This window comes from Nocardioides zhouii, assembly GCF_004137345.1.
GTDB classification, from domain to species: Bacteria; Actinomycetota; Actinomycetes; order Propionibacteriales; family Nocardioidaceae; genus Nocardioides; species Nocardioides zhouii.
Genome location: NZ_SDWV01000014.1, coordinates 37,554 through 55,305, shown reverse-complemented (window position 1 = coordinate 55,305; position 17,752 = coordinate 37,554). Strand labels below are relative to the sequence as shown.

18 protein-coding genes are annotated in these 17,752 nt (G+C 72.1%); 11 read left to right on the top strand and 7 right to left on the bottom strand.

Annotation, left to right across the window (positions count from 1 at the left end; translation table 11 throughout):
• Positions 1-89: 89 nt before the first annotated feature.
• The 6 genes from EUA94_RS14195 to EUA94_RS14170 are packed head-to-tail and all read left to right on the top strand — an operon-like array spanning position 90 to position 4,273.
• On the top strand, positions 90-422 hold the full coding sequence (locus tag EUA94_RS14195; protein WP_129427537.1) for a hypothetical protein: 333 nt from the start codon (positions 90-92) through the stop codon (positions 420-422).
• Positions 419-2,176, top strand: coding sequence for a M91 family zinc metallopeptidase (locus EUA94_RS14190; protein ID WP_129427536.1), 1,758 nt, complete (start codon positions 419-421; stop codon positions 2,174-2,176). The genes EUA94_RS14195 and EUA94_RS14190 overlap by 4 nt, the downstream gene beginning before the upstream one ends.
• Positions 2,157-2,852 (top strand): hypothetical protein, encoded by a 696-nt coding sequence (locus tag EUA94_RS14185; RefSeq protein WP_129427535.1) that lies wholly within the window; start codon positions 2,157-2,159, stop codon positions 2,850-2,852. Before EUA94_RS14190 ends, EUA94_RS14185 begins: the two co-directional genes overlap by 20 nt.
• A 55-nt stretch (positions 2,853-2,907) precedes the next feature.
• A complete protein-coding gene (gene purS, locus EUA94_RS14180; RefSeq protein WP_129427534.1) occupies positions 2,908-3,150 on the top strand; it encodes a phosphoribosylformylglycinamidine synthase subunit PurS in 243 nt (80 codons plus the stop codon).
• Positions 3,147-3,815, top strand: a complete 669-nt coding sequence (gene purQ, locus EUA94_RS14175; RefSeq protein WP_129427533.1) for a phosphoribosylformylglycinamidine synthase subunit PurQ — start codon at positions 3,147-3,149, stop codon at positions 3,813-3,815. Before purS ends, purQ begins: the two co-directional genes overlap by 4 nt.
• Positions 3,812-4,273 (top strand): DUF3817 domain-containing protein, encoded by a 462-nt coding sequence (locus EUA94_RS14170; protein ID WP_242494874.1) that lies wholly within the window; start codon positions 3,812-3,814, stop codon positions 4,271-4,273. The genes purQ and EUA94_RS14170 overlap by 4 nt, the downstream gene beginning before the upstream one ends.
• A 10-nt stretch (positions 4,274-4,283) precedes the next feature.
• Here EUA94_RS14170 and EUA94_RS14165 read toward each other — a convergent pair whose 3' ends face one another.
• From EUA94_RS14165 to EUA94_RS14155, 3 genes are all read right to left on the bottom strand, one after another.
• Positions 4,284-5,639 (bottom strand): glycoside hydrolase domain-containing protein, encoded by a 1,356-nt coding sequence (locus tag EUA94_RS14165; protein WP_129427532.1) that lies wholly within the window; start codon positions 5,637-5,639, stop codon positions 4,284-4,286.
• A 115-nt stretch (positions 5,640-5,754) separates the two neighbouring features.
• Positions 5,755-6,156, bottom strand: a complete 402-nt coding sequence (locus tag EUA94_RS14160; protein WP_129427531.1) for a hypothetical protein — start codon at positions 6,154-6,156, stop codon at positions 5,755-5,757.
• Positions 6,153-7,247: a hypothetical protein gene (locus EUA94_RS14155; RefSeq protein WP_129427530.1), complete on the bottom strand. Its 1,095-nt coding sequence runs from the start codon at positions 7,245-7,247 to the stop codon at positions 6,153-6,155. Before EUA94_RS14155 ends, EUA94_RS14160 begins: the two co-directional genes overlap by 4 nt.
• Positions 7,248-7,408: 161 nt before the next feature.
• On the opposite strand from EUA94_RS14155, the gene EUA94_RS14150 reads away from it, so the two are divergent.
• Both EUA94_RS14150 and EUA94_RS14145 read left to right on the top strand, forming a co-directional pair.
• Positions 7,409-7,789 (top strand): hypothetical protein, encoded by a 381-nt coding sequence (locus EUA94_RS14150; RefSeq protein WP_129427529.1) that lies wholly within the window; start codon positions 7,409-7,411, stop codon positions 7,787-7,789.
• Positions 7,790-7,791: 2 nt separating this feature from the next.
• Complete coding sequence (locus tag EUA94_RS14145) at positions 7,792-8,982, top strand: hypothetical protein (protein WP_129427528.1); 1,191 nt, start codon at positions 7,792-7,794, stop codon at positions 8,980-8,982.
• Between the two features lie 82 nt (positions 8,983-9,064).
• Here the strand turns inward: EUA94_RS14145 and EUA94_RS14140 are convergent, their stop codons facing one another.
• Positions 9,065-10,537 carry an MFS transporter gene (locus EUA94_RS14140; protein ID WP_129427527.1) on the bottom strand — a complete coding sequence of 491 codons (1,473 nt, stop codon included), beginning with the start codon at positions 10,535-10,537 and terminating at the stop codon, positions 9,065-9,067.
• A gap of 121 nt (positions 10,538-10,658) precedes the next feature.
• On the opposite strand from EUA94_RS14140, the gene EUA94_RS14135 reads away from it, so the two are divergent.
• Together EUA94_RS14135 and purL are read left to right on the top strand one after the other, a co-directional pair.
• Positions 10,659-11,207 carry a TetR/AcrR family transcriptional regulator gene (locus tag EUA94_RS14135; protein ID WP_129427526.1) on the top strand — a complete coding sequence of 183 codons (549 nt, stop codon included), beginning with the start codon at positions 10,659-10,661 and terminating at the stop codon, positions 11,205-11,207.
• Positions 11,208-11,236: 29 nt separating this feature from the next.
• Complete coding sequence (gene purL / locus EUA94_RS14130) at positions 11,237-13,549, top strand: phosphoribosylformylglycinamidine synthase subunit PurL (protein WP_129427525.1); 2,313 nt, start codon at positions 11,237-11,239, stop codon at positions 13,547-13,549.
• Between the two features lie 112 nt (positions 13,550-13,661).
• On the opposite strand, the gene EUA94_RS14125 is transcribed toward purL, so the two are convergent.
• Complete coding sequence (locus EUA94_RS14125; RefSeq protein ID WP_129427524.1) at positions 13,662-14,411, bottom strand: ABC transporter permease; 750 nt, start codon at positions 14,409-14,411, stop codon at positions 13,662-13,664.
• Positions 14,408-15,451, bottom strand: coding sequence for an ATP-binding cassette domain-containing protein (locus EUA94_RS14120; RefSeq protein ID WP_129427523.1), 1,044 nt, complete (start codon positions 15,449-15,451; stop codon positions 14,408-14,410). Before EUA94_RS14120 ends, EUA94_RS14125 begins: the two co-directional genes overlap by 4 nt.
• Before the next feature lie 62 nt (positions 15,452-15,513).
• Here EUA94_RS14120 and EUA94_RS14115 point away from each other — a divergent pair, with 62 nt between their 5' ends.
• Complete coding sequence (locus EUA94_RS14115; protein WP_207210559.1) at positions 15,514-16,479, top strand: helix-turn-helix transcriptional regulator; 966 nt, start codon at positions 15,514-15,516, stop codon at positions 16,477-16,479.
• On the opposite strand, the gene EUA94_RS14110 is transcribed toward EUA94_RS14115, so the two are convergent.
• A complete protein-coding gene (locus EUA94_RS14110; RefSeq protein WP_129427522.1) occupies positions 16,458-17,708 on the bottom strand; it encodes an MFS transporter in 1,251 nt (416 codons plus the stop codon). The two genes, EUA94_RS14115 and EUA94_RS14110, sit on opposite strands and share 22 nt — an antisense overlap.
• Positions 17,709-17,752: the final 44 nt, after the last annotated feature.

Genomic DNA, 17,752 nt, shown 5'->3' with positions numbered 1-17,752 from the left:
ACGTGGCTGGACCACCGCTGGGGTGGCGCCGGGTTTCGGCGCGCGTGCCCGGGGGTATCCCCCTCTCACCACGTCGAGAGGACCTGCCGATGTATACCGTGCCCGAACAGCTCTCGGAGCTCGCCGGCACCTGCCTGAGCTCCTCGCAGGCGGTCGCCGATGCCTGGACGGGCGCCCTCGGCGCCTTCGGCTCGGTCGCGGGCGCTGCCGGCAACACCGCCGGCGGGGGCAGCTTCGTCAGCGCCCACACCACCGCGTCGGAGTCGGCCGACCTCGCCTTCGGCCGCTTCATGAGCGTGCTCGAGCAGGACATGGACGACCTCTACGCCGTGGCGTTCGACATGACCACGACCGACGAGTCCACGGCCGCCACCTACGGCGCCGGTACTCCCAGCACCTCGCGCCCCGGCGGCCCGCGATGAGCGGCGCAGGGGTCTGGGACCTCGCGGCGAGGCCCGACGCCCTCGACGCCGCTGCGCACGCCTGGCTGAGCATGGGCGAGCGCGTCGACGAGGCGGCGACCGCGGTCAACAACAAGGCCAGCGGGGTGCTCGGCACGTGGGAGGGCGAGAGCGCGACGTCGTACGACGCCCACCGCCGCAAGCTGGTGACGTCGATCGACGAGGCGACCAACTCCGCGGCGCGGGTGTCGACCGCGCTGCAGCGGGCCGCCGGGTCCGTGCGCAAGGCGCAGGCCGAGCTCGACGCGTCGTGGTCGAGCGTCTCCGACATCCCGTCCTCCGGCGGCGGTGGCGCGGTCACCTTCCAGCCGCGCGACGAGGCGGAGGCGACGCGCGTACGGACGGCCATCGACCGCGCCAACGAGGTGCGCAGCCGGCTCGACGCCGAGCTCGCCCAGGACGCAGCCGACCTCACCACGGCGACCACCTTCTGGAACCAGACCGCCGGCGAGTGGGCATCGATCGCCGACGGCACCACGGACGGGTTCACCGTCCCGGCCGGCGCGACCCAGGTCGGCGTCATCGTCATCGGCGACCAGGTCATCGTGAACGGCACTGACGGCGACGACGACATCTCCGTCTCGGTCGACCCGGCCACCGGCGTCCAGACCGTCACCGTCAACGGCGTCTCCTACACGGTCCCGGCCGGCCAGCACGTCGTGCTCCGCGGCGGCGACGGCAACGACACGATCACCGTTCCGCAGGGCGGCGGCATCGACTTCACGCTGGTCGGCAGCGGCGGCAAGGACAACATCACCGGCGGCGACGGCAACGACACGCTCCTCGGTCTCGACGGTGACGACAACGTCGACGCCGGCACCGGCAACGACCGCGTGTCCGGCGGCGCCGGGCAGGACTACCTCAACGGGCAGGGCGGCGACGACCGCGTCCACGGCGGCGAGGGCCGCGACACCCTCTACGGCCTCAGCGGCGACGACACCCTGAGCGGCGGCGCCGAGCAGGACTACCTCGAGGGCGGCACCGGCAACGACACCCTCGACGGCGGCCACGGCAACGACGTCGTCTCCGGCGGCGACGGCGACGACACCCTCCGGGGCGGCAGCGGCGACGACGTGTCGTACGCCGGGCGCGGCAACGACACGACGTACGGCGGCACGGGCGCCGACACCGCCAACGGCGAGGCCGGCGACACCAACGACGGCGTGGAGTCGACGGTCACCATCGAGATCCCCGACGGCCTGGCCGGCATCACCATCGAGGGCAGCCCGGAGTTCGTCGAGCGCGTGCAGGCCGACCTCCAGATGCTGGCGAGCTCGCCCGAGGGCCAGCAGATGATCGCCAACCTGCAGGGGCACATCGCCGACGGTCCCGACACGCTGACCATCCGCGAGTACAACAACCCCGCCGACCCCGACAACAGCACCGCGTCGACCGACGGCACCAACTCGACGATCAACTACAACACCCGCCTCGATGACTTCCGCGGGGCGTCGCCGGTCGTGGTGCTCTACCACGAGTTCGCGCACGTCTACGACTACATGAACGACACCTTCGACTCGACGCCCTACAGCGGCGACGACACCACCGACCACGGGATCCGGCAGGGCGAGCGGCAGGCGAGCGGCCTGCCGATCGACCACGACCACGACCCGTCCACGCCCGAGGTCATCGACCCGGACCACGACTTCGGGCTCACCGAGAACGGGATCCGCGACGAGATGGGCCTGCCCAACCGTGACCACTACGGTCGCTGACGACGTACGTCGCCGGGTCGCACGCCTCGCGGCCGCGACGCTGGTGGCACTGCTCGCGGTGAGCGGATGCTCGGACACCCAGGAGGAGCCGGTGGAGACCTCGACCGAGGGCGGACCGGCCGCGCCACCCCAGGAGGCGCCGCGCCCCGACGTGGACTTCGACGTCGAGGTGAATCCGGGACCCGACGCGATCTCCGTCTCCTGGTCGCTCACCAACACCGGCGCCGCGCCGCTGCTGGTGGTCGACCGCGTTCCCCGTGCGTCGGGCGCGTCCGTCGCGTACGACCCGGAGGTGACGTACGTCGTGGGCGCGGACGACGGGACCGTGCAGGTCGCACAGCGCCTGTACGACCTCCCCGAGGGCGACCGGATCTCGTACGCGCAGCTGCCGCGGGCCGGCGCCACCGAGCTCGCGCCCGGCGACAGCCTCGAGCGCGACCTCGAGGTCCCGCTCCCGCTCGTCCGCGCGTCGCCGTGGGGCGACGACATCGGCTTCGGCTCGATCGAGCTGCCCGATCCGGTGACCTCGGTGCAGTACTGCCTCGGCGTCGTCGCCGGCGACCCGGAGCCCGCATGGGGCCTGGACCGCACCGACGACGGGATCCTCCTCAACCACGGCGGCGGCGCCGTGGCCGCCCAGCACGTCCTGTGCTCGGACCCGATCCCGCTCGACTGAGCGTGGCTCCCTAGGATGGGTCCTGCATCCGTCCAGCCAAGTGCAGGAGCGCCCCGTGGCTCGTTACGTCGTCGATGTCATGCCCAAGCCCGAGATCCTCGACCCGCAGGGCAAGGCGGTGCACGGCGCCCTGCCGCGGCTCGGCTTCGCGGGCGTGAGCGACGTCCGCCAGGGCAAGCGCTTCGAGATCGAGCTCGAGGGCGAGGCCAGCGACGCCCACCTCGAACAGGTGCGCCAGATGGCGGAGAAGCTGCTCTCCAACCCCGTCATCGAGGACTTCGAGGTGCACGCCCAGTGAAGGTCGGCGTCGTCACCTTCCCCGGCTCGCTCGACGACGCCGACGCCCGCCGTGCCGTACGCATCGGCGGCCACGAGGCCGTTGCGCTCTGGCACGGCGACGACGACCTCAAGGGCGTCGACGCGGTCGTGCTCCCGGGCGGCTTCTCCTACGGCGACTACCTGCGCTGCGGCGCGATCTCGCGCTTCGCCCCGGTGATGACCTCGGTCGTCGAGGCCGCCGGCAAGGGGATGCCCGTGCTCGGCATCTGCAACGGCTTCCAGATCCTGTGCGAGTCGCACCTGCTGCCCGGCGCCCTGATCCGCAACGACCACCGCAAGTTCGTCTGCCGTGACCAGCGGCTGCGCATCGAGCGGGTCGACACCCCGTGGACGTCGGCGTACGCCGCCGGCGCCGAGGTGACGATCGTGCTGAAGAACGGCGAGGGCGGCTTCGTCGCCGACGAGCCCACCCTCGACAGGCTCGAGGGCGAGGGCCTGGTCATCGCGCGCTACCTCGACGACAACCCCAACGGCTCGCTCCGCGACATCGCCGGGATCTCCAACGAGCGCGGCAACGTCGTCGGGCTGATGCCGCACCCCGAGCACGCCGTCGAGGACCTCACCGGTCCCGGCACGGACGGGCTCGGATTCTTCACCTCGCTCGCCGCCACCATTTTCGCATGAGCGTCCGGCTCGGCAACCTGACTCCCCGCAGCCTCTTCCGCGGGCTGGCCGTCGCCGAGGCGATCACCTGGGCGCTGCTGCTGACGGGCATGTTCCTCAAGTACGTCACCGAGACGACCGAGCTCGGCGTCCAGGTCTTCGGGATGGTGCACGGCGTCGTCTTCATCGCCTACTGCCTCGTCACGCTGCTGGTCGCGATCGACCAGAGGTGGTCGCTCGGCCGTCTCGTCATCGGCCTCGTTGCGGCCGTCCCGCCGTTTGCGACGCTGCTCTTCGAGTGGTACGCCGACCGGCGCGGGCTGCTCGGCGACGAGTGGCTCTCGCGCCACGACAGCCCGACGGCGCCCCAGCGCGCGGCGTGCTGGCTGCTGCGTCACCACCGGCTCACGGCCGGTCTGTTCGTGGTCGCCGTTGCCGGGCTGACGGGCGCGGCGCTGCTCGCCGGGCCGCCTGCCTGAGCAATCGGGACTAGAGCCCGCGCTGCAGCTTGTTCCAGGTCTGCGGCGTCGCGACGCCGGAGACGGCGATGCGCAGCCGGGACTGGTAGGCGCGGAGCGCGGCCTCGGTCTTGGCGTCGAAGACCCCGCTGGCCCGGAACCGGCCGGCGCCGGCGGCGTTGAGTGCCCGCTGCAGGCGGTGGACCGACTCGTCCGCCGAGCCGCGCTTGACCGTCGTACGGGCTCCGGCGGAGAGCAGCGCGGTCCAGTGCCGGGTCTCGAAGGTGTCGGTCGGGGTGAACTTCCGGCTCGCCTGCCACGCGCGCGCCGCGGCGACGGTGGCGGCGTCGTAAGTGCCGTTCAGCGGACCGGAGTAGGTGCCCTGCTCGGTGAGGAAGCACTGCAGCACCTTCACCCGCGTCGGCTGCGCGGCGGCGGGGGTGAGCGTCGGGTACTTCCAGTAGCCGAGCCGCGTGCCGGGGCACCTGCCCTCGGGCGCGGCGACGGAGCCGGCGCCGAGGTCGATGTAGTTGCTGTCGATGTTGATCGTGACCCCGCCCCACGTCTCGTTGTGGCCTCCGAGGTACTGCTTCATCCGGCCACCCGGACGCCAGCCGTCCTCGGGGATGTACGTCGTGGAGGTGTTGGCGGCGCCGTCCCAGCGGGCGATCCAGATCCGGTCCGGCAGCGCGAACTGGCCGGGCCGCTGGACGCGCGCGTCGTCGAGCATCTTGATGCCGGAGCTCGCGCTGGAGTAGAAGCCGGCGACGTAGCCGAGCGCCTTGGTGCGCGCCACCCAGTTCGACACGAAGACCAGCGCGGACTCGCGGCAGGCAGTGTTCGTGAGGTCGAAGCCCTCGAGGTCGTACCAGATCGTGCTGCCCGGCCCGATGCCGTACGCCATCGCGTCGGCGGCGTTCTTGTCGGCCTCGGCGGTGCCCTGCGCCGCCGCCTTGGCGTAACCGCCGGTCGGGGAGGGGGAGATCGTGAAGTCGTCCTTGTAGCGCGGGAAGCGCGGCTGGCACGACGCCTGCGGTCCCAGCGCGATCGGCAGCAACCGCCAACCGCGGGAGACCTGGGTGGCGACCCACGTCGTGCTCAGGTTGGGCTGCGAGCGGCACGCGCGCGAGTCGCCGGAGATGTAGATCCCGACGGCCGAGAACGGCGACTTCGTCCACCACGTGTCCATCGCGGACTGGGTAGGAGCCAGGCACTGGTCGAAGCCGTAGCCGGTGAAGTCGCCGGGCGTCGCGAGGGCGATCTGGCGCTGGGAGGCGAGCCGGGGTGTGTTCGTGCTGTCAGCGCTCGCCGGGGCCGACGCCACGGTCGGCGCGACAGTCGCGACAGGCAGGAGCAGCGCGAGGGCAGCGAGGGCGAGGCGACGCATGGGTGACTCCGGCGGGACGCGGGGGAAGGGCAGGCCGACGACAGGTTGCCACACCAGTCACACGCGTCACAGTCGATCGACCGAACTACAGAGGGGTAGTTCGACCGGGCGACGATCAGGGCTCGCTGGTGGGGACCTCGTCGAAGATGAAGTTGCCCTTGGCCTCCTCGGCCTCGATGAGCTCCTCGAAGGCGAGCGCGAGGTCCTCCTTGTGCTCCTCGAACATCTTCGTGAGGTGGCCCTGGAGGAGCGTGGCGTGGGGCGAGTCGCCGGAGAAGACCTGCTCCCAGGTGTCCTCGCCACCCTTGATCTTCTCGACGAGCGTCTTCATGTCCTCACCCAGCTCGCCGGACTCGCCCTGCGCCTCGAGGGCCTCCCGCTCCTCGGGCGTGAGGAGCGGCCGCGCGTTCATCGCGTCGACCGTCTCCTTGAGGTCGGCCAGGCTGGTCGTCAGGTCCTCGCGGGCCTCGGCGATGGCGGCCAGGATCTCGGCCTGGCTGCGGAGGTCGTCACTCATGCCGAGATGGGCGTCGGCGCGATCGGTGCCACCGGTGTCGGGTGCTGGCCGATCGTCGGCGTGGTGATCGAGCCGGGGTCGCGCGTCACGCTGCTCGGCGCGCCGGTCGCGATCGGGGCGGTCGGCGTGGAGACCGGCGCCTTGTCGCCGTCGAAGAAGTTCTTCACCGTCTCGATGAACGACTTGACCTGCTTGAGGATGCTGATCAGCTTCATGATCGCCTTGTAGGCCTTCATCACGGCCTGGAACGCCTGCCACACGGCCTGCACGACGCGGGCCCAGCCGACGCCGGGGATGCTCATCGTGGCCAGGGCGGAGGAGACGGTCTGCACGGCCGACTTCACGCACTGCACGACCGAGAGGGCGGTCTGCCACGCGTCGCGGCAGATCTGGACGACGTTCTGGCCCATCTGCACGAGCTGGCCGGCCTGGGTGTTGAGCGAGCCGACCCACGTGCCGATCTGCGTGATCGCGGCGTCGGAGGCCCCGCCCTGCCAGCTGTTCGCGATAGTCTGGCCACCGCTCTGCAGGTTGCCCGCGACGCCCTTCATCGACTGGCCGAGGGCGCCGAAGGACGAGCCCTGCGAGGAGGCCCCGACCACGTCGCCGCCGATCTTCTCGGCGAGCTCGGCGCGGATGTCGAAGCCGGTGAGCATCCGGACGAGGTCGCACACGGTGTCGTAGGGGAAGCCGAAGCTGATCTGCGGCAGGCTCGTCTCGGTCGCCCCCGCGCGGCGGATCGTAGTGTCGGCGACGTCGAAGAAGCTGCTCGACCCGTCGCGTCCGTCGGTGCCCTGCGCGTTGTGGCGGCGTACGACGCCGTCCTCGGTCAGCGTGAAGTCGCGGGCGGTCGCCTGGAGCGCCTCGGCGTGGTCGCGCATCCCGGTGCCGTTGTCCTCCAGCGACTGGTGCACCGACGGGAGCAGGGCGTTGTACGCGCCCATCATCGTCTCGAGGATCGGCCCGAAGTCGGTCTGGACGAGCGCGTTGCCGCCGTTGCGGGCGATCCCGGTGAGGTCGTCGCTCGCGCGCTGCACCTGGGCGGACCAGGCGTCCAGCTCGGAGAGGTCGACGGTCATCACGGCGTTCATCGCGGCTCCTGGGGGTCCGAGGGGTGCATCCGATGTGGCGGGGTGCTGTGCCCCTCGACGTTCCCCGAACGGCGGCGAGCGAAACCGGCGGTCGCCATTTGTTTACCCACAGCGCACGACGGCGGGTGTTTGGGCCACGCGTGCGCGGGTATCCCGCTCAGGTGACCGAAGGCGGCAAGCGAGCCCTGATGCAGGTCGAGCCCACGCGGCTCGTCGAGCTTGCCGCGTCCTCGGAGAGCATCCTGACCGCGATGGCGCAGGACTGGCAGGCGGCCGTCGACGACCTCGCCGAGGCGTGCACCGCGCTCGGAGACGCCACCGGCATGCTCAACGTCTCGGCGTCGTACGCCGACTCGCTCGCCGACGCCGGCGAGGTCGTGACCGGCCTCGTCCAGGCGCTGGGACTGGGGGTCGCGGGCCTCGTCGACGCTGCGCAGGACGCCGTACGCGCCGACGACAACGTGGCCGGCGAGCTGGCGCGCACCGCCCACCAGATGGCGGAGGGCGGCTTTGGCCGACTGCCCGGGCGCGGAGGTCGCTGACCGTGCCGGCCAACCCGTGGGAGCTGCGCGCCGACGTGCGTCCGCTCGAGGCCGCCGCCGTGCGGTGGACCGAGGTCGCGACCGTGATGGCGCGTCGTGGCGACGAGATCGTCGACGCGGCCCGCCGGGCCACCGAGGGTTGGGACGCCGCTGCTGCCGAGAGCTACGAGCAGCACCGCCGCCAGGTGCTGGTCAACCTCGACCGCTTCACCACTCTCGCCACCCAGGTCGCCGGCTCGCTGCGCGCGATCAGCGCCGTGATCACGTCCTCGCAGGGGGAGCTCGACCGGGCCTGGACGAAGGTCGCGCTGGTGCCGCACGAGTTCGTCGGCGAGTCGCGCTATCTCGTCTTCCGGCCGTCCGAGGACGACGACAAGGGCAAGGTGACCCAGGGTCAGTCGGAGACCGAGGAGATCCGGCGCCAGCTGACGATGTCGCTGGACCAGGAGAGCACCCGGCTGCGCACCGCGCGCGCCGAGTTCGTGATGGTGCGCACCGAGCTGACGACGCTGACCGGCGGCACGTTCGGGGCCGGCGGTGTGCCGGGACTCCGGCTGCCGGGGCTCGGCCCGGGCGGCCAGGAGTCCGGCGTCGGCACGATCATGCCTCCGTCGACCTCGGTGCTCGGCTCGGGGCAGTCGGGCGTGGCGCTGTCGTCGCTGCCGCCCGTGGCGCCGATCTCGGTGTCGATGCCCCACCTGACCGGCCTGTCCGCCGCCGCGCTCGCGCCGTTCGCCGCCACCGCGGCGGGTGGCCTGGCCGGGCGCAGCGGAGCACGACGTACGACGAATGCCGCCGCGCCGCCGATGGGAGGCATGGGGGTCGGGGCGATGGGTGCCCGTGCGGGCACGATGTCGCGCGGCATGGCGAGCGGCCGCTCCGGACCGGCGCGGCTGGCGACCCCCCAGCTCCCCGGCACCTCGGACGAGGAGGCCGCCCGGATCGCACGCGAGAAGCAGGCGGCGAAGGAGGCCAAGCAGGCAGCCCTCGCCGACAAGCGGGCCGAGCGGGCGGCGCGCAAGGCCGAGCGCGAGAAGGACAGGGACAACGACGAGAAGGACGACACGTCCGACGAGACCGCCGAGCCGGACGAGACCGAGGCCCAGGTCGACGGTGTCGACGCCCCGGGCGAGCGACCGGCCGCCATCACGGTCGTCCACTACTCGCCCGGCGAGGCGCCCCGCGAGCGCTGACCGGGCGCTTCCTCACGCTCCAGAGCGCTGACCGGGCACTTCCTCGCGTACGCAGCGCGAGGAAGGGGGGAGGTCAGCTGTGTCAGGCGGCCTCGGCGACGACCGGAGGCTCGATGGCGGCCGGCTCGACCTCGGCCCGCGGCGTACGGAGCACCGTCGCCGTGACCAGCAGCGCCAGCGCCGCGAAGCCGGCGGAGGTGAGCAGGGCGGGCTGGAGGCCGGGCACGAACTGGCCCGGCGCCGCGCCGGCGGCGTACACCGAGACGATCACCGCGACGCCGATCGCGCTGCCCAGCTGCTGCGTGGTCTGGAGCAGGCCCGACGCCGACCCGGCGTGCTCGGGCTCGACGCCCGCGAGGATCGTGACGGTGAGCGGCATGAACGCGAGCCCGGTCGCGAGCCCGGCGATCAGCATCGGACCGAACACGGTGCCGGCGTACGTGCCGTCCGTGCCCGCGCCGCTGAGCCAGGCGTAGCCGACGACGAGGGCGGAGGTGGCGGTCAGCAGCATCGCGCGCGGACCGACCCGGGTGATCAGCCACGGCGTGATGCGTGACATCCCGAAGATGCCGAGGCTGAACGGGAGGAACGCGATCCCGGTGGCGAGCGGGCCGAAGCCGAGCACGAGCTGGATGTACTGCACGACGAGGAAGAACATCGACAGGTTCGCGCCGATGATCAGCGCCATCGCGGCGAGCGCGCCGACCCGGCGGCGGCTTCGCACGAGGTGCGGCTGGACCATCGGGTGGGGGTGCCGGGTCTCGGTGCGGGCGAGCAGGAGCAGCAGTGCCGCTCCGAGGACGAACCCACCGATGGTCGTCGGCGAGCCCCATCCGTGCTCGGGTGCGCCGATGAGCGCCCAGACGAGGGAGACGGCGCCGACCGTCGCGCTCGCCGCGCCGACCAGGTCGAAACGTCCGGTGCGGCGAGGGGTCTCGTCGACGAACCGGCCGACGAGGAGCAGGACGACCAGGCCCAGTGGGACGTTGATGAACAGCGTCCAGCGCCACGACCCGACGTCGGTGAGCAGTCCGCCGAGGATGAGGCCGATGGAGGCACCGCCCGACGAGACGGCGCCGAAGAGGGCGAAGGCGCGGTTGCGGGCGGCCTCGTCGGGGGCGCTCGTGGTGAGCAGCGCCAGGACGCTGGGGGCGGCGAGCGCGGCACCGACGCCCTGGAGGGCGCGGGTGAGGACGAGCTCGCCGGGGGTCTGCGCGAATCCGCCGAGCGCGGAGGCGACGGTGAAGATCGCGAGGCCGACCTGGAAGGCGCGCAGCCGACCGAAGACGTCGCCGAGCCGACCGCCGAGGAGCAGCAGGCCGCCGAACGCGAGCGTGTATGCGTTGAGCACCCACGACAGGGCGGCGGGGCCGAAGGAGAGGTCGGCGTCGATGCGGGGGAGCGCGACGTTCACGACGGTGGCGTCGAGGACGATCATCAGCTGGGCGACCAGCACGATCGCGATGCCGGCGGCGGCGCGGCCGGCGCGTGGGGGGAGCTCGGTGGGGAGCTCGCGGGTGGTTCCCGAGGAGCGGGAGGTGGTGAGGGGTGACATGAGAGTGAGGTCCTGTTCTGGCCTCGTGGGCCGAGGTACAGTAGATCCGGAGGATGGCTCCGCTTCCTCCAGCAACCATACGGAGACAGTCTCCGTTTAGCAAGGCCAGGTGAGAATTTCCGTGCGAGCCGATGCCCAGCGCAACTACGACCGCATCGTCGAAGCAGCGCGGATGGCCTTCCGCGAGCGGGGCTACGACACCTCGCTGGACCAGATCGCCAAGGACGCCGGCGTGGGCCCGGGCACGCTCTACCGGCACTTCGCGACCCGGGACGACCTGATCGATGCGGTGATGAAGAGCTGGGTCGACCACGTCGAGGAGACCGCCGACAAGGTGCTCACGCACGAGGGCGGCCCGCGCGACCTGCTGCTCGCCTGGTTCGAGGAGTACGTCCGGCTGATCAGCGTGCACAAGGGCGGCCCCGCCAAGATCACCGGCGCGATGGGCGACGAGCAGTCGCCGATCCGCACCAAGTGCCAGGTCCTGCAGGCCGCCGGCGGCCGGGTGCTCGACCGGCTGCACGACGAGGACGCCATCCGCGACGACGTCACGCCGATCCAGGTGGCGCGCCTCGTGGGCGGGATCGCCACGGTCGCCGACCAGTCCGGGCTCGACGCGGCGGCCGTACGTCCCATGCTCGAGGTCGTCGCCGACGGACTGCTGACGTAGCCGCGCGCCGGCGCCGGTAGATTGGCGCCGTGCCCGAGACGAGCGTCCACCGGTCCGCATCCACCACCTCAGGCGCCTCCGGCACCCTCGACACGGTCGCGGGTGCCGCGACCGACGCGGAGCGCGAGCAGCCGTGGGCCGAGCTGGGCCTGAAGGCGGACGAGTACGCCCGGATCCGCGAGATCCTCGGCCGCCGCCCGACCAGCTCGGAGCTGGCGATGTACTCGGTGATGTGGAGCGAGCACTGCTCCTACAAGTCGACCAAGGTGCACCTCAAGCAGTTCAGCGAGATCCCGCAGGAGACGCCGATCGGCAAGACGCTGGCCGGCATCGGCGAGAACGCCGGCGTCCTCGACATCGGTCAGGGCTACGCCGTCACGTTCAAGGTCGAGAGCCACAACCACCCGTCGTTCGTCGAGCCCTACCAGGGCGCGGCCACCGGGGTCGGCGGCATCGTCCGCGACATCCTCGCGATGGGCGCCCGGCCAGTGGCGGTGATGGACCCGCTGCGCTTCGGCCCGCTCGATGCCCTGGACACCGCTCGCGTGCTGCCGGGGATCGTGGCCGGCGTCGGCGGCTACGGCAACTGCCTCGGCCTGCCCAACATCGGCGGCGAGGTGGTCTTCGACGAGACCTATGCCGGCAACCCGTTGGTCAACGCGCTGTGCGTCGGCGTGCTGCGTCACGAGGACCTGCACCTCGCCAACGCGACCGGCACCGGCAACCAGGTCGTGCTCTACGGCGCGCGCACCGGTGGCGACGGCATCGGCGGGGTCTCGGTCCTGGCGAGCGAGACCTTCGACGCGGGTGGCCCGGCCAAGCGACCGAGCGTCCAGGTCGGCGACCCCTTCATGGAGAAGCTGCTCATCGAGTGCACGCTCGAGCTGTTCGCGGCGCGCGTGGTCGCCGGCATCCAGGACCTCGGCGGTGCCGGGCTCTCGTGTGCGACCTCCGAGCTCGCCTCGGCCGGCGACGGCGGCATGCACGTCGACCTCGACCGGGTGCCTCTCCGCGACTCCACGCTCCGCCCGGAGGAGATCCTCATGAGCGAGTCGCAGGAGCGGATGATGGCGGTCGTCGAGCCCGCCGACATCGACGCATTCATGGCGATCTGCGAGAAGTGGGACGTCGAGGCGGTCGTCGTCGGCGAGGTCACCGACACCGGGCGGCTGCACATCGACTGGCACGGTGAGCGCGTCGTCGACGTACCCCCGCGCTCCGTGGCGCACGACGGCCCGACCTACCACCGCCCGTACGCCCGACCCGACTGGCAGGACGCGCTCCAGGCCGACGGTGCCGAGGTGCTGCCGCGGCCGGCGTCGGGTCCCGAGCTGCGCGACACCCTGCTGCAGCTCGTCGCCTCGCCGAACCTGTGCGACAAGTCATGGGTCACGGACCAGTACGACCGCTACGTGCAGGGCAACACCGTCCTCGCCCAGCCGGCCGACTCCGGGATGGTGCGCGTCGACGCGGAGACCAACCTCGGCGTCTCGGTCTCGACCGACTGCAACGGCCGCTTCGCCAAGCTCGACCCGTACGCCGGCGCCCAGCTCGCGCTGGCCGAGTCGTTCCGCAACGTCGCCACCGGCGGCGCCCGACCGCTCGCGGTGTCCGACTGCCTCAACTTCGGCTCGCCCGAGGACCCCGACGTGATGTGGCAGTTCGCCGAGGCCTGCCGCGGCCTCAAGGACGCCTGCCTCGAGCTCGGCATCCCGGTCACGGGCGGCAACGTCAGCCTCTACAACCAGACCGGCGAGACCGCGATCCTGCCGACCCCGGTGGTGGCCGTGCTCGGCGTCATCGAGGACGTCACCCGGCGTACGCCGACCGGGTTCGGCGACGAGGGCGAGCGGGTCTTCCTCCTCGGCGAGACCCGCGAGGAGCTGTCCGGGTCGGAGTGGGCGCACGTCGTGCACGGCCACCTCGGCGGACTCCCGCCGAAGGTGGACCTCGCGGCCGAGCAGGCCCTCGCCTCGCTGCTGCAGGACGCCTCCCGCGACGGCGTCGTGACGAGTGCCCACGACCTGTCCGACGGCGGGCTGGCCCAGGCGCTGGCCGAGTCGACCTTCGGCCGCGGCATCGGCGTCTCGGTCTCGCTGGCCTCGGTGGCTGACGACGCCTTCATCGCGCTGTTCTCGGAGTCGACCGCCCGCGCGATCGTGACGGTGACCGACGACCGGGCCGACGCCCTCGTCGCACTCGCCGAGCGCTACGGCGTACCCCTCACCCCGCTCGGCCGCACCGGCGGCGACTCGATCTCCGTCGAGGGCGTCTTCGACCTCCCGGTCGCCGAGGCGAAGGCCGCCTGGCAGGCGACCCTCCCGGCGGTCCTCGGAGCCTGAGCTTGGGCGGTCCGCCCCTCCCTCGTTGCGATCCCCGGGTACCCGGGGAAACTGGAGCCTCCACCCCGAAACTTCGCGGTGGAGGCTCCAGTTTGGCTATGGAAGTCCGGCCTCAGCTCGAGCGGCGCATCGCGCGTACGCCGACCAGGAGCCCGAGCGCGGCGGTGAGGGCCGCGCCGGCGACACTCTGCGCCACGACGTCGGCCGGGTAGGTGCCGGCGAACAGCGCGCGCGTCGCGTCGACGACGTACGTCATCGGGTTGAGCATCGAGACGACCTCGAGCCAGCGGGGCGCGCCGTCCATCGGCAGCAGCACGCCGGCGGTGAGAAGCGCGGGGAACAGCAGCGTCTGCTGGACTGTCCAGAACATCCAGTCCTGGCCCTTCGACGCCAGCGCGAGCGCGAACGACAGCGCACCCACGCCGATGCTGAAGAGCGAGAGCACCAGCGCCGCGGCCAGCACGCCGCCGAGGTGCAGGTCGAAGCTGAACGGCGTCACGACCGCGACGATGATCGCGACCTGCATGAGCATCGGCACGACCTCCTTGAGGGCGCGACCGACCAGCAGCGCGGGCCGGCCCAGCGGCGAGACGAGCTGGCGCTCGTGCGAGCCCGACTGCATCTCCTCCATCAGGTTGGAGCCGGTGAACGACGCGCCCATCAGGGCGGTCATCGCCACGATGCCGGGCACGAACCACTGCAGCGCCGACCCACCCGTCGCCATCTCCGGGAGGAGGGGCGCGAAGAGGCCGAGGAAGACCAGCGGCTGGATCATCGCGAAGATCACGGCCATCGGCTCGCGCCAGACCGGCTTGAGCTCGCGGTTCATCACGTTGACGGTGTCGGAAACGAATGTGCTCATGCTGCGACCTCGCTCTGGGTCTGGTTGGTGGCGGCCTCGGTGTCGGTGGATGCCGTCTGCTGCGTCTCGCGCAGGCTGCGGCCGGTCAGGTCGAGGAAGACGTCGTCGAGGGTCGGCCGGGCGACCTCGATCCGCGCCGGGGGTACGCCGTCCGCGGCCAGGTCGGCGAGCAGCTCGCCGATCATCGCGGAGCCGTCCTTGACCCGCAGGTCGACGGTGTCGTCGGAGACCTCGACGCGGGCGTCGGGCACCCGCTCCAGCCGGGCCGCGGCGCGCGCGAGCGGTGCCGGGTCGTCGTACGACAGCCGCACGAGGTCGCCGAGGCCGCTCTTCAGCCGGGCTGCCGAGTCGTCCGCGATGACGCGGCCGTGGTCGACCACGATCACGCGGCCGGCGAGGGCGTCGGCCTCCTCGAGGTAGTGGGTCGTGAGCACGACCGTGCTGCCGCTCTCGGCGTGCAGCCGCTGGATGAGCTCCTGGAGGTTGATCCGGTTCTGCGGGTCGAGGCCGGTCGACGGCTCGTCGAGGAAGAGCACCCGAGGCAGGTGCACGAGCCCCATCGCGATGTCGAGCCGGCGCCGCTGCCCGCCCGACAGCGAGGAGACCTTGCGGTCGGCCACGGCGCCGAGGTCGAGGTCGTCGATCAGCTCGCCGGCGCGACGGTGGGCATCGGCCCGGGACAGCCCGTGCGCCCGTCCCTGGCTGATCAGCTCGTCGCGGCCGAGCTGGCGGTGCCCGGCGCCGTTGCCCTGGCCGACGAAGCCGATCGCCTGGCGTACGTCGCGCTGGCCGGTCACCACGTCGTGCCCGGCGACGCTCGCCGAGCCGGACGTGGGCGGGATGAGGGTGGTGAGCATGCGCAGCGTGGTCGACTTGCCGGCCCCGTTGGGGCCGAGGAAGGCGACCAGCTCGCCCTGCCCGATCTCGAGGTCGAGGCCCTGGACGGCCTCGACGGTCTGCTTGCGCGAGGTGAAGTGGCGGGTCAGGCCACGGGTCACGATCGCCGGTCCGGTGGTGTTCTGGCGGTGGTTGATGGTCATGACAGCCATGCTAGGAACCCATGCGGTCACTTTCTGACCGCATTGCGAATATTCTTGGAGACATGAGCACGAGCGAGCGGATGCTGCGGCTGCTGTCCCTGCTCCAGACCCACCGCTACTGGCCGGGTCCGGAGCTGTCCGACCGGCTGGACGTCAGCCCGCGCACGCTGCGCCGCGACGTCGACCGGCTGCGCGAGCTCGGCTACACCGTCGACGCGGTGCGCGGCTCCGCCGGCGGCTACCAGCTGCGAGCCGGTGGCTCGCTGCCGCCGATCCTGCTCGAGGACGAGGAGGCGGTCGCGATCGCCGTCGGCCTGCGTACGGCGGCCGCCGGGGCGGTCGCCGGGATGGACGACTGGTCCGTGCGGGCCCTCTCCAAGGTGCTGTCGCTTATGCCGCCGCGGCTGCGCCGGCAGATGGACGCGGTCGCCAGCCAGACCGAGTCGCCCGGGCCGTGGGAGGGCGCGCCGGTCTTCGACGCCGCCGTGCTGACCACGCTCGCCCAGGCCTGCCGCGACAGCGAGCTGCTCCGGTTCGACTACACCGCGCGCGAGGCCGACGTCACTCACCGCCGGGTCGAGCCGCTCCGCCTGGTGAGCCTCGGGCGCCGGTGGTACCTCGTCGCCTGGGACCGCGACCGGATGGACTGGCGCAGCTTCCGCCTCGACCGGATCTCCGCGCCGGAGCCGACCGGCCAGCGGTTCCGGGCCCGCGAGCTGCCCGCCGCCGACGCCCTCGCCTTCGTGCAGCAGGGCATCCGCCGGATGCCCCAGCGCTACGCCGTACGCGCACGGTTGGCGATGGCGGCCGACGACCTCGCCGCCCAGGTCGGCCGGTGGGGGACCGTGACCGCGGACGGCGACGGGTGCGTGCTCGAGATGAACGTCGACGATCTCGACTGGCCGGTGATGGTGCTGGCCGGGTCGGGCGCAGAGTTCGTGGTCGAGTCGCCCCCCGAGCTGGCCGAGCGAGTGGCCGAGGTGGGCGCGCGCTTCGGCCGCGTCGGTCAGGCCGCGAGCGCAGGCTGAGCCGCGTCGTCGAGCACCCACTCCGAGGGCCGCGGCACCGACCGGATCGACCGGCTCGAGGTGAGCAGGACGGCCAGCAGGGCCGTGGCGACGACCAGCACGGAGACTGCGGTGGTCCCGCCCTGGTGCTCGAGGAGGTAGCCGCCGAGAAGCGGCGAGAGCGGCATCACCGACATCGAGACGAACTGGCTGGTCGAGCCGACCCGGCCCTGGAGGTGGTCGGGAGTGACCGCCATCCGGTAGGAGCTGATGCCGGCGTTGCCGACCGGGTTGAGCAGCAGCAGGAAGAACGTGCTCGCGCAGGCGGTCCACACGCTCGACGAGAAGGCGAGCGGCACGAGCGGCAGGCAGCACATCCAGCCGATGAGCACGGTCAGTCGACCGGTCGGCATGCGGTGGATCAGGCTCGGTGCGAGCATCGCGCCGGTGATCCCGCCGACGCCGGCAGCGGTCGAGACGAGACCGATCTGGGCGGCCGGCACGCCCTCCTGCACCATCCGGAGCACCACCACGAAGAAGATCGCGTTGGTCACCAGGTTGGTGAGCGAGGCCCAGAGCAGCAGGGTGCGGAAGAACGGGCGCCCCCACATGAATCGGAACCCCTCGGCGAGCTGGTCGCGCAGCGGTTCGTGCCGCCGCTGCGGGGCGCTGAGGTCGGTGCGCACCCGGCTCACGGTGAGGCAGGCGATCGCGAAGGAGATCGCGTCGACGGCGAACGGCAGCCAGCGCGTGACGGCGTACAACGCACCGCCGAGCGGGCCGCCGAGCAGCGACGCGACGTGCTGGCGGGCCTGGTTCTGGCTCAGCGCGGTCGGCAGGTCCTCGGTCGCCACGACCGAGCGGATCGCTGAGGTCTGCGCAGGGTTGAACGCGCCCGCCGCGACGCCGGCGACCAGCGCCACGCCGACCAGGTGGGGGAGCGTGAGGTGGCCGGTGGCGCCCGCGACGGCCAGCGAGGTGTACGCCGCGCAGCCGGTGGCGCTCGAGACGAGCATGATCCGCTTGCGGTCGACGCGATCGGCGAGCACGCCCGCCGGCAGCAGCGTCGCGCACAGGCCGCCGAGGTACGCCGCCTCGACGACGGCCGCGGTGAGGGCCGAGCCGCTCAGTGCGTAGGCGATCAGCGGGAAGACGAACATCGACAGCGCGCTGCCGAGCTCGCTGACAGTGTCCCCGAGCCAGAGGACGGTGAAGTCGCGGTTGCGGGAGAGCTGGCGGTATCCGGGCATGTCCGCACCATATGTTGCGCACGTAGTGTTGCGCAATAGAACGT

Coding starts and splice junctions, on each gene's coding strand:
- EUA94_RS14195 (WP_129427537.1), top strand. CDS start 90: ATGTATACCGTGCCCGAACAGCTCTCGGAGCTCGCCGGCACCTGCCTG.
- EUA94_RS14160 (WP_129427531.1), bottom strand. CDS start 6,156: ATGAGTGACGACCTCCGCAGCCAGGCCGAGATCCTGGCCGCCATCGCC.
- EUA94_RS14155 (WP_129427530.1), bottom strand. CDS start 7,247: ATGAACGCCGTGATGACCGTCGACCTCTCCGAGCTGGACGCCTGGTCC.
- EUA94_RS14110 (WP_129427522.1), bottom strand. CDS start 17,708: ATGCCCGGATACCGCCAGCTCTCCCGCAACCGCGACTTCACCGTCCTC.
- EUA94_RS14190 (WP_129427536.1), top strand. CDS start 419: ATGAGCGGCGCAGGGGTCTGGGACCTCGCGGCGAGGCCCGACGCCCTC.
- EUA94_RS14125 (WP_129427524.1), bottom strand. CDS start 14,411: ATGAGCACATTCGTTTCCGACACCGTCAACGTGATGAACCGCGAGCTC.
- EUA94_RS14170 (WP_242494874.1), top strand. CDS start 3,812: ATGAGCGTCCGGCTCGGCAACCTGACTCCCCGCAGCCTCTTCCGCGGG.
- EUA94_RS14115 (WP_207210559.1), top strand. CDS start 15,514: ATGAGCACGAGCGAGCGGATGCTGCGGCTGCTGTCCCTGCTCCAGACC.
- EUA94_RS14165 (WP_129427532.1), bottom strand. CDS start 5,639: ATGCGTCGCCTCGCCCTCGCTGCCCTCGCGCTGCTCCTGCCTGTCGCG.
- EUA94_RS14120 (WP_129427523.1), bottom strand. CDS start 15,451: ATGACCATCAACCACCGCCAGAACACCACCGGACCGGCGATCGTGACC.
- EUA94_RS14140 (WP_129427527.1), bottom strand. CDS start 10,537: ATGTCACCCCTCACCACCTCCCGCTCCTCGGGAACCACCCGCGAGCTC.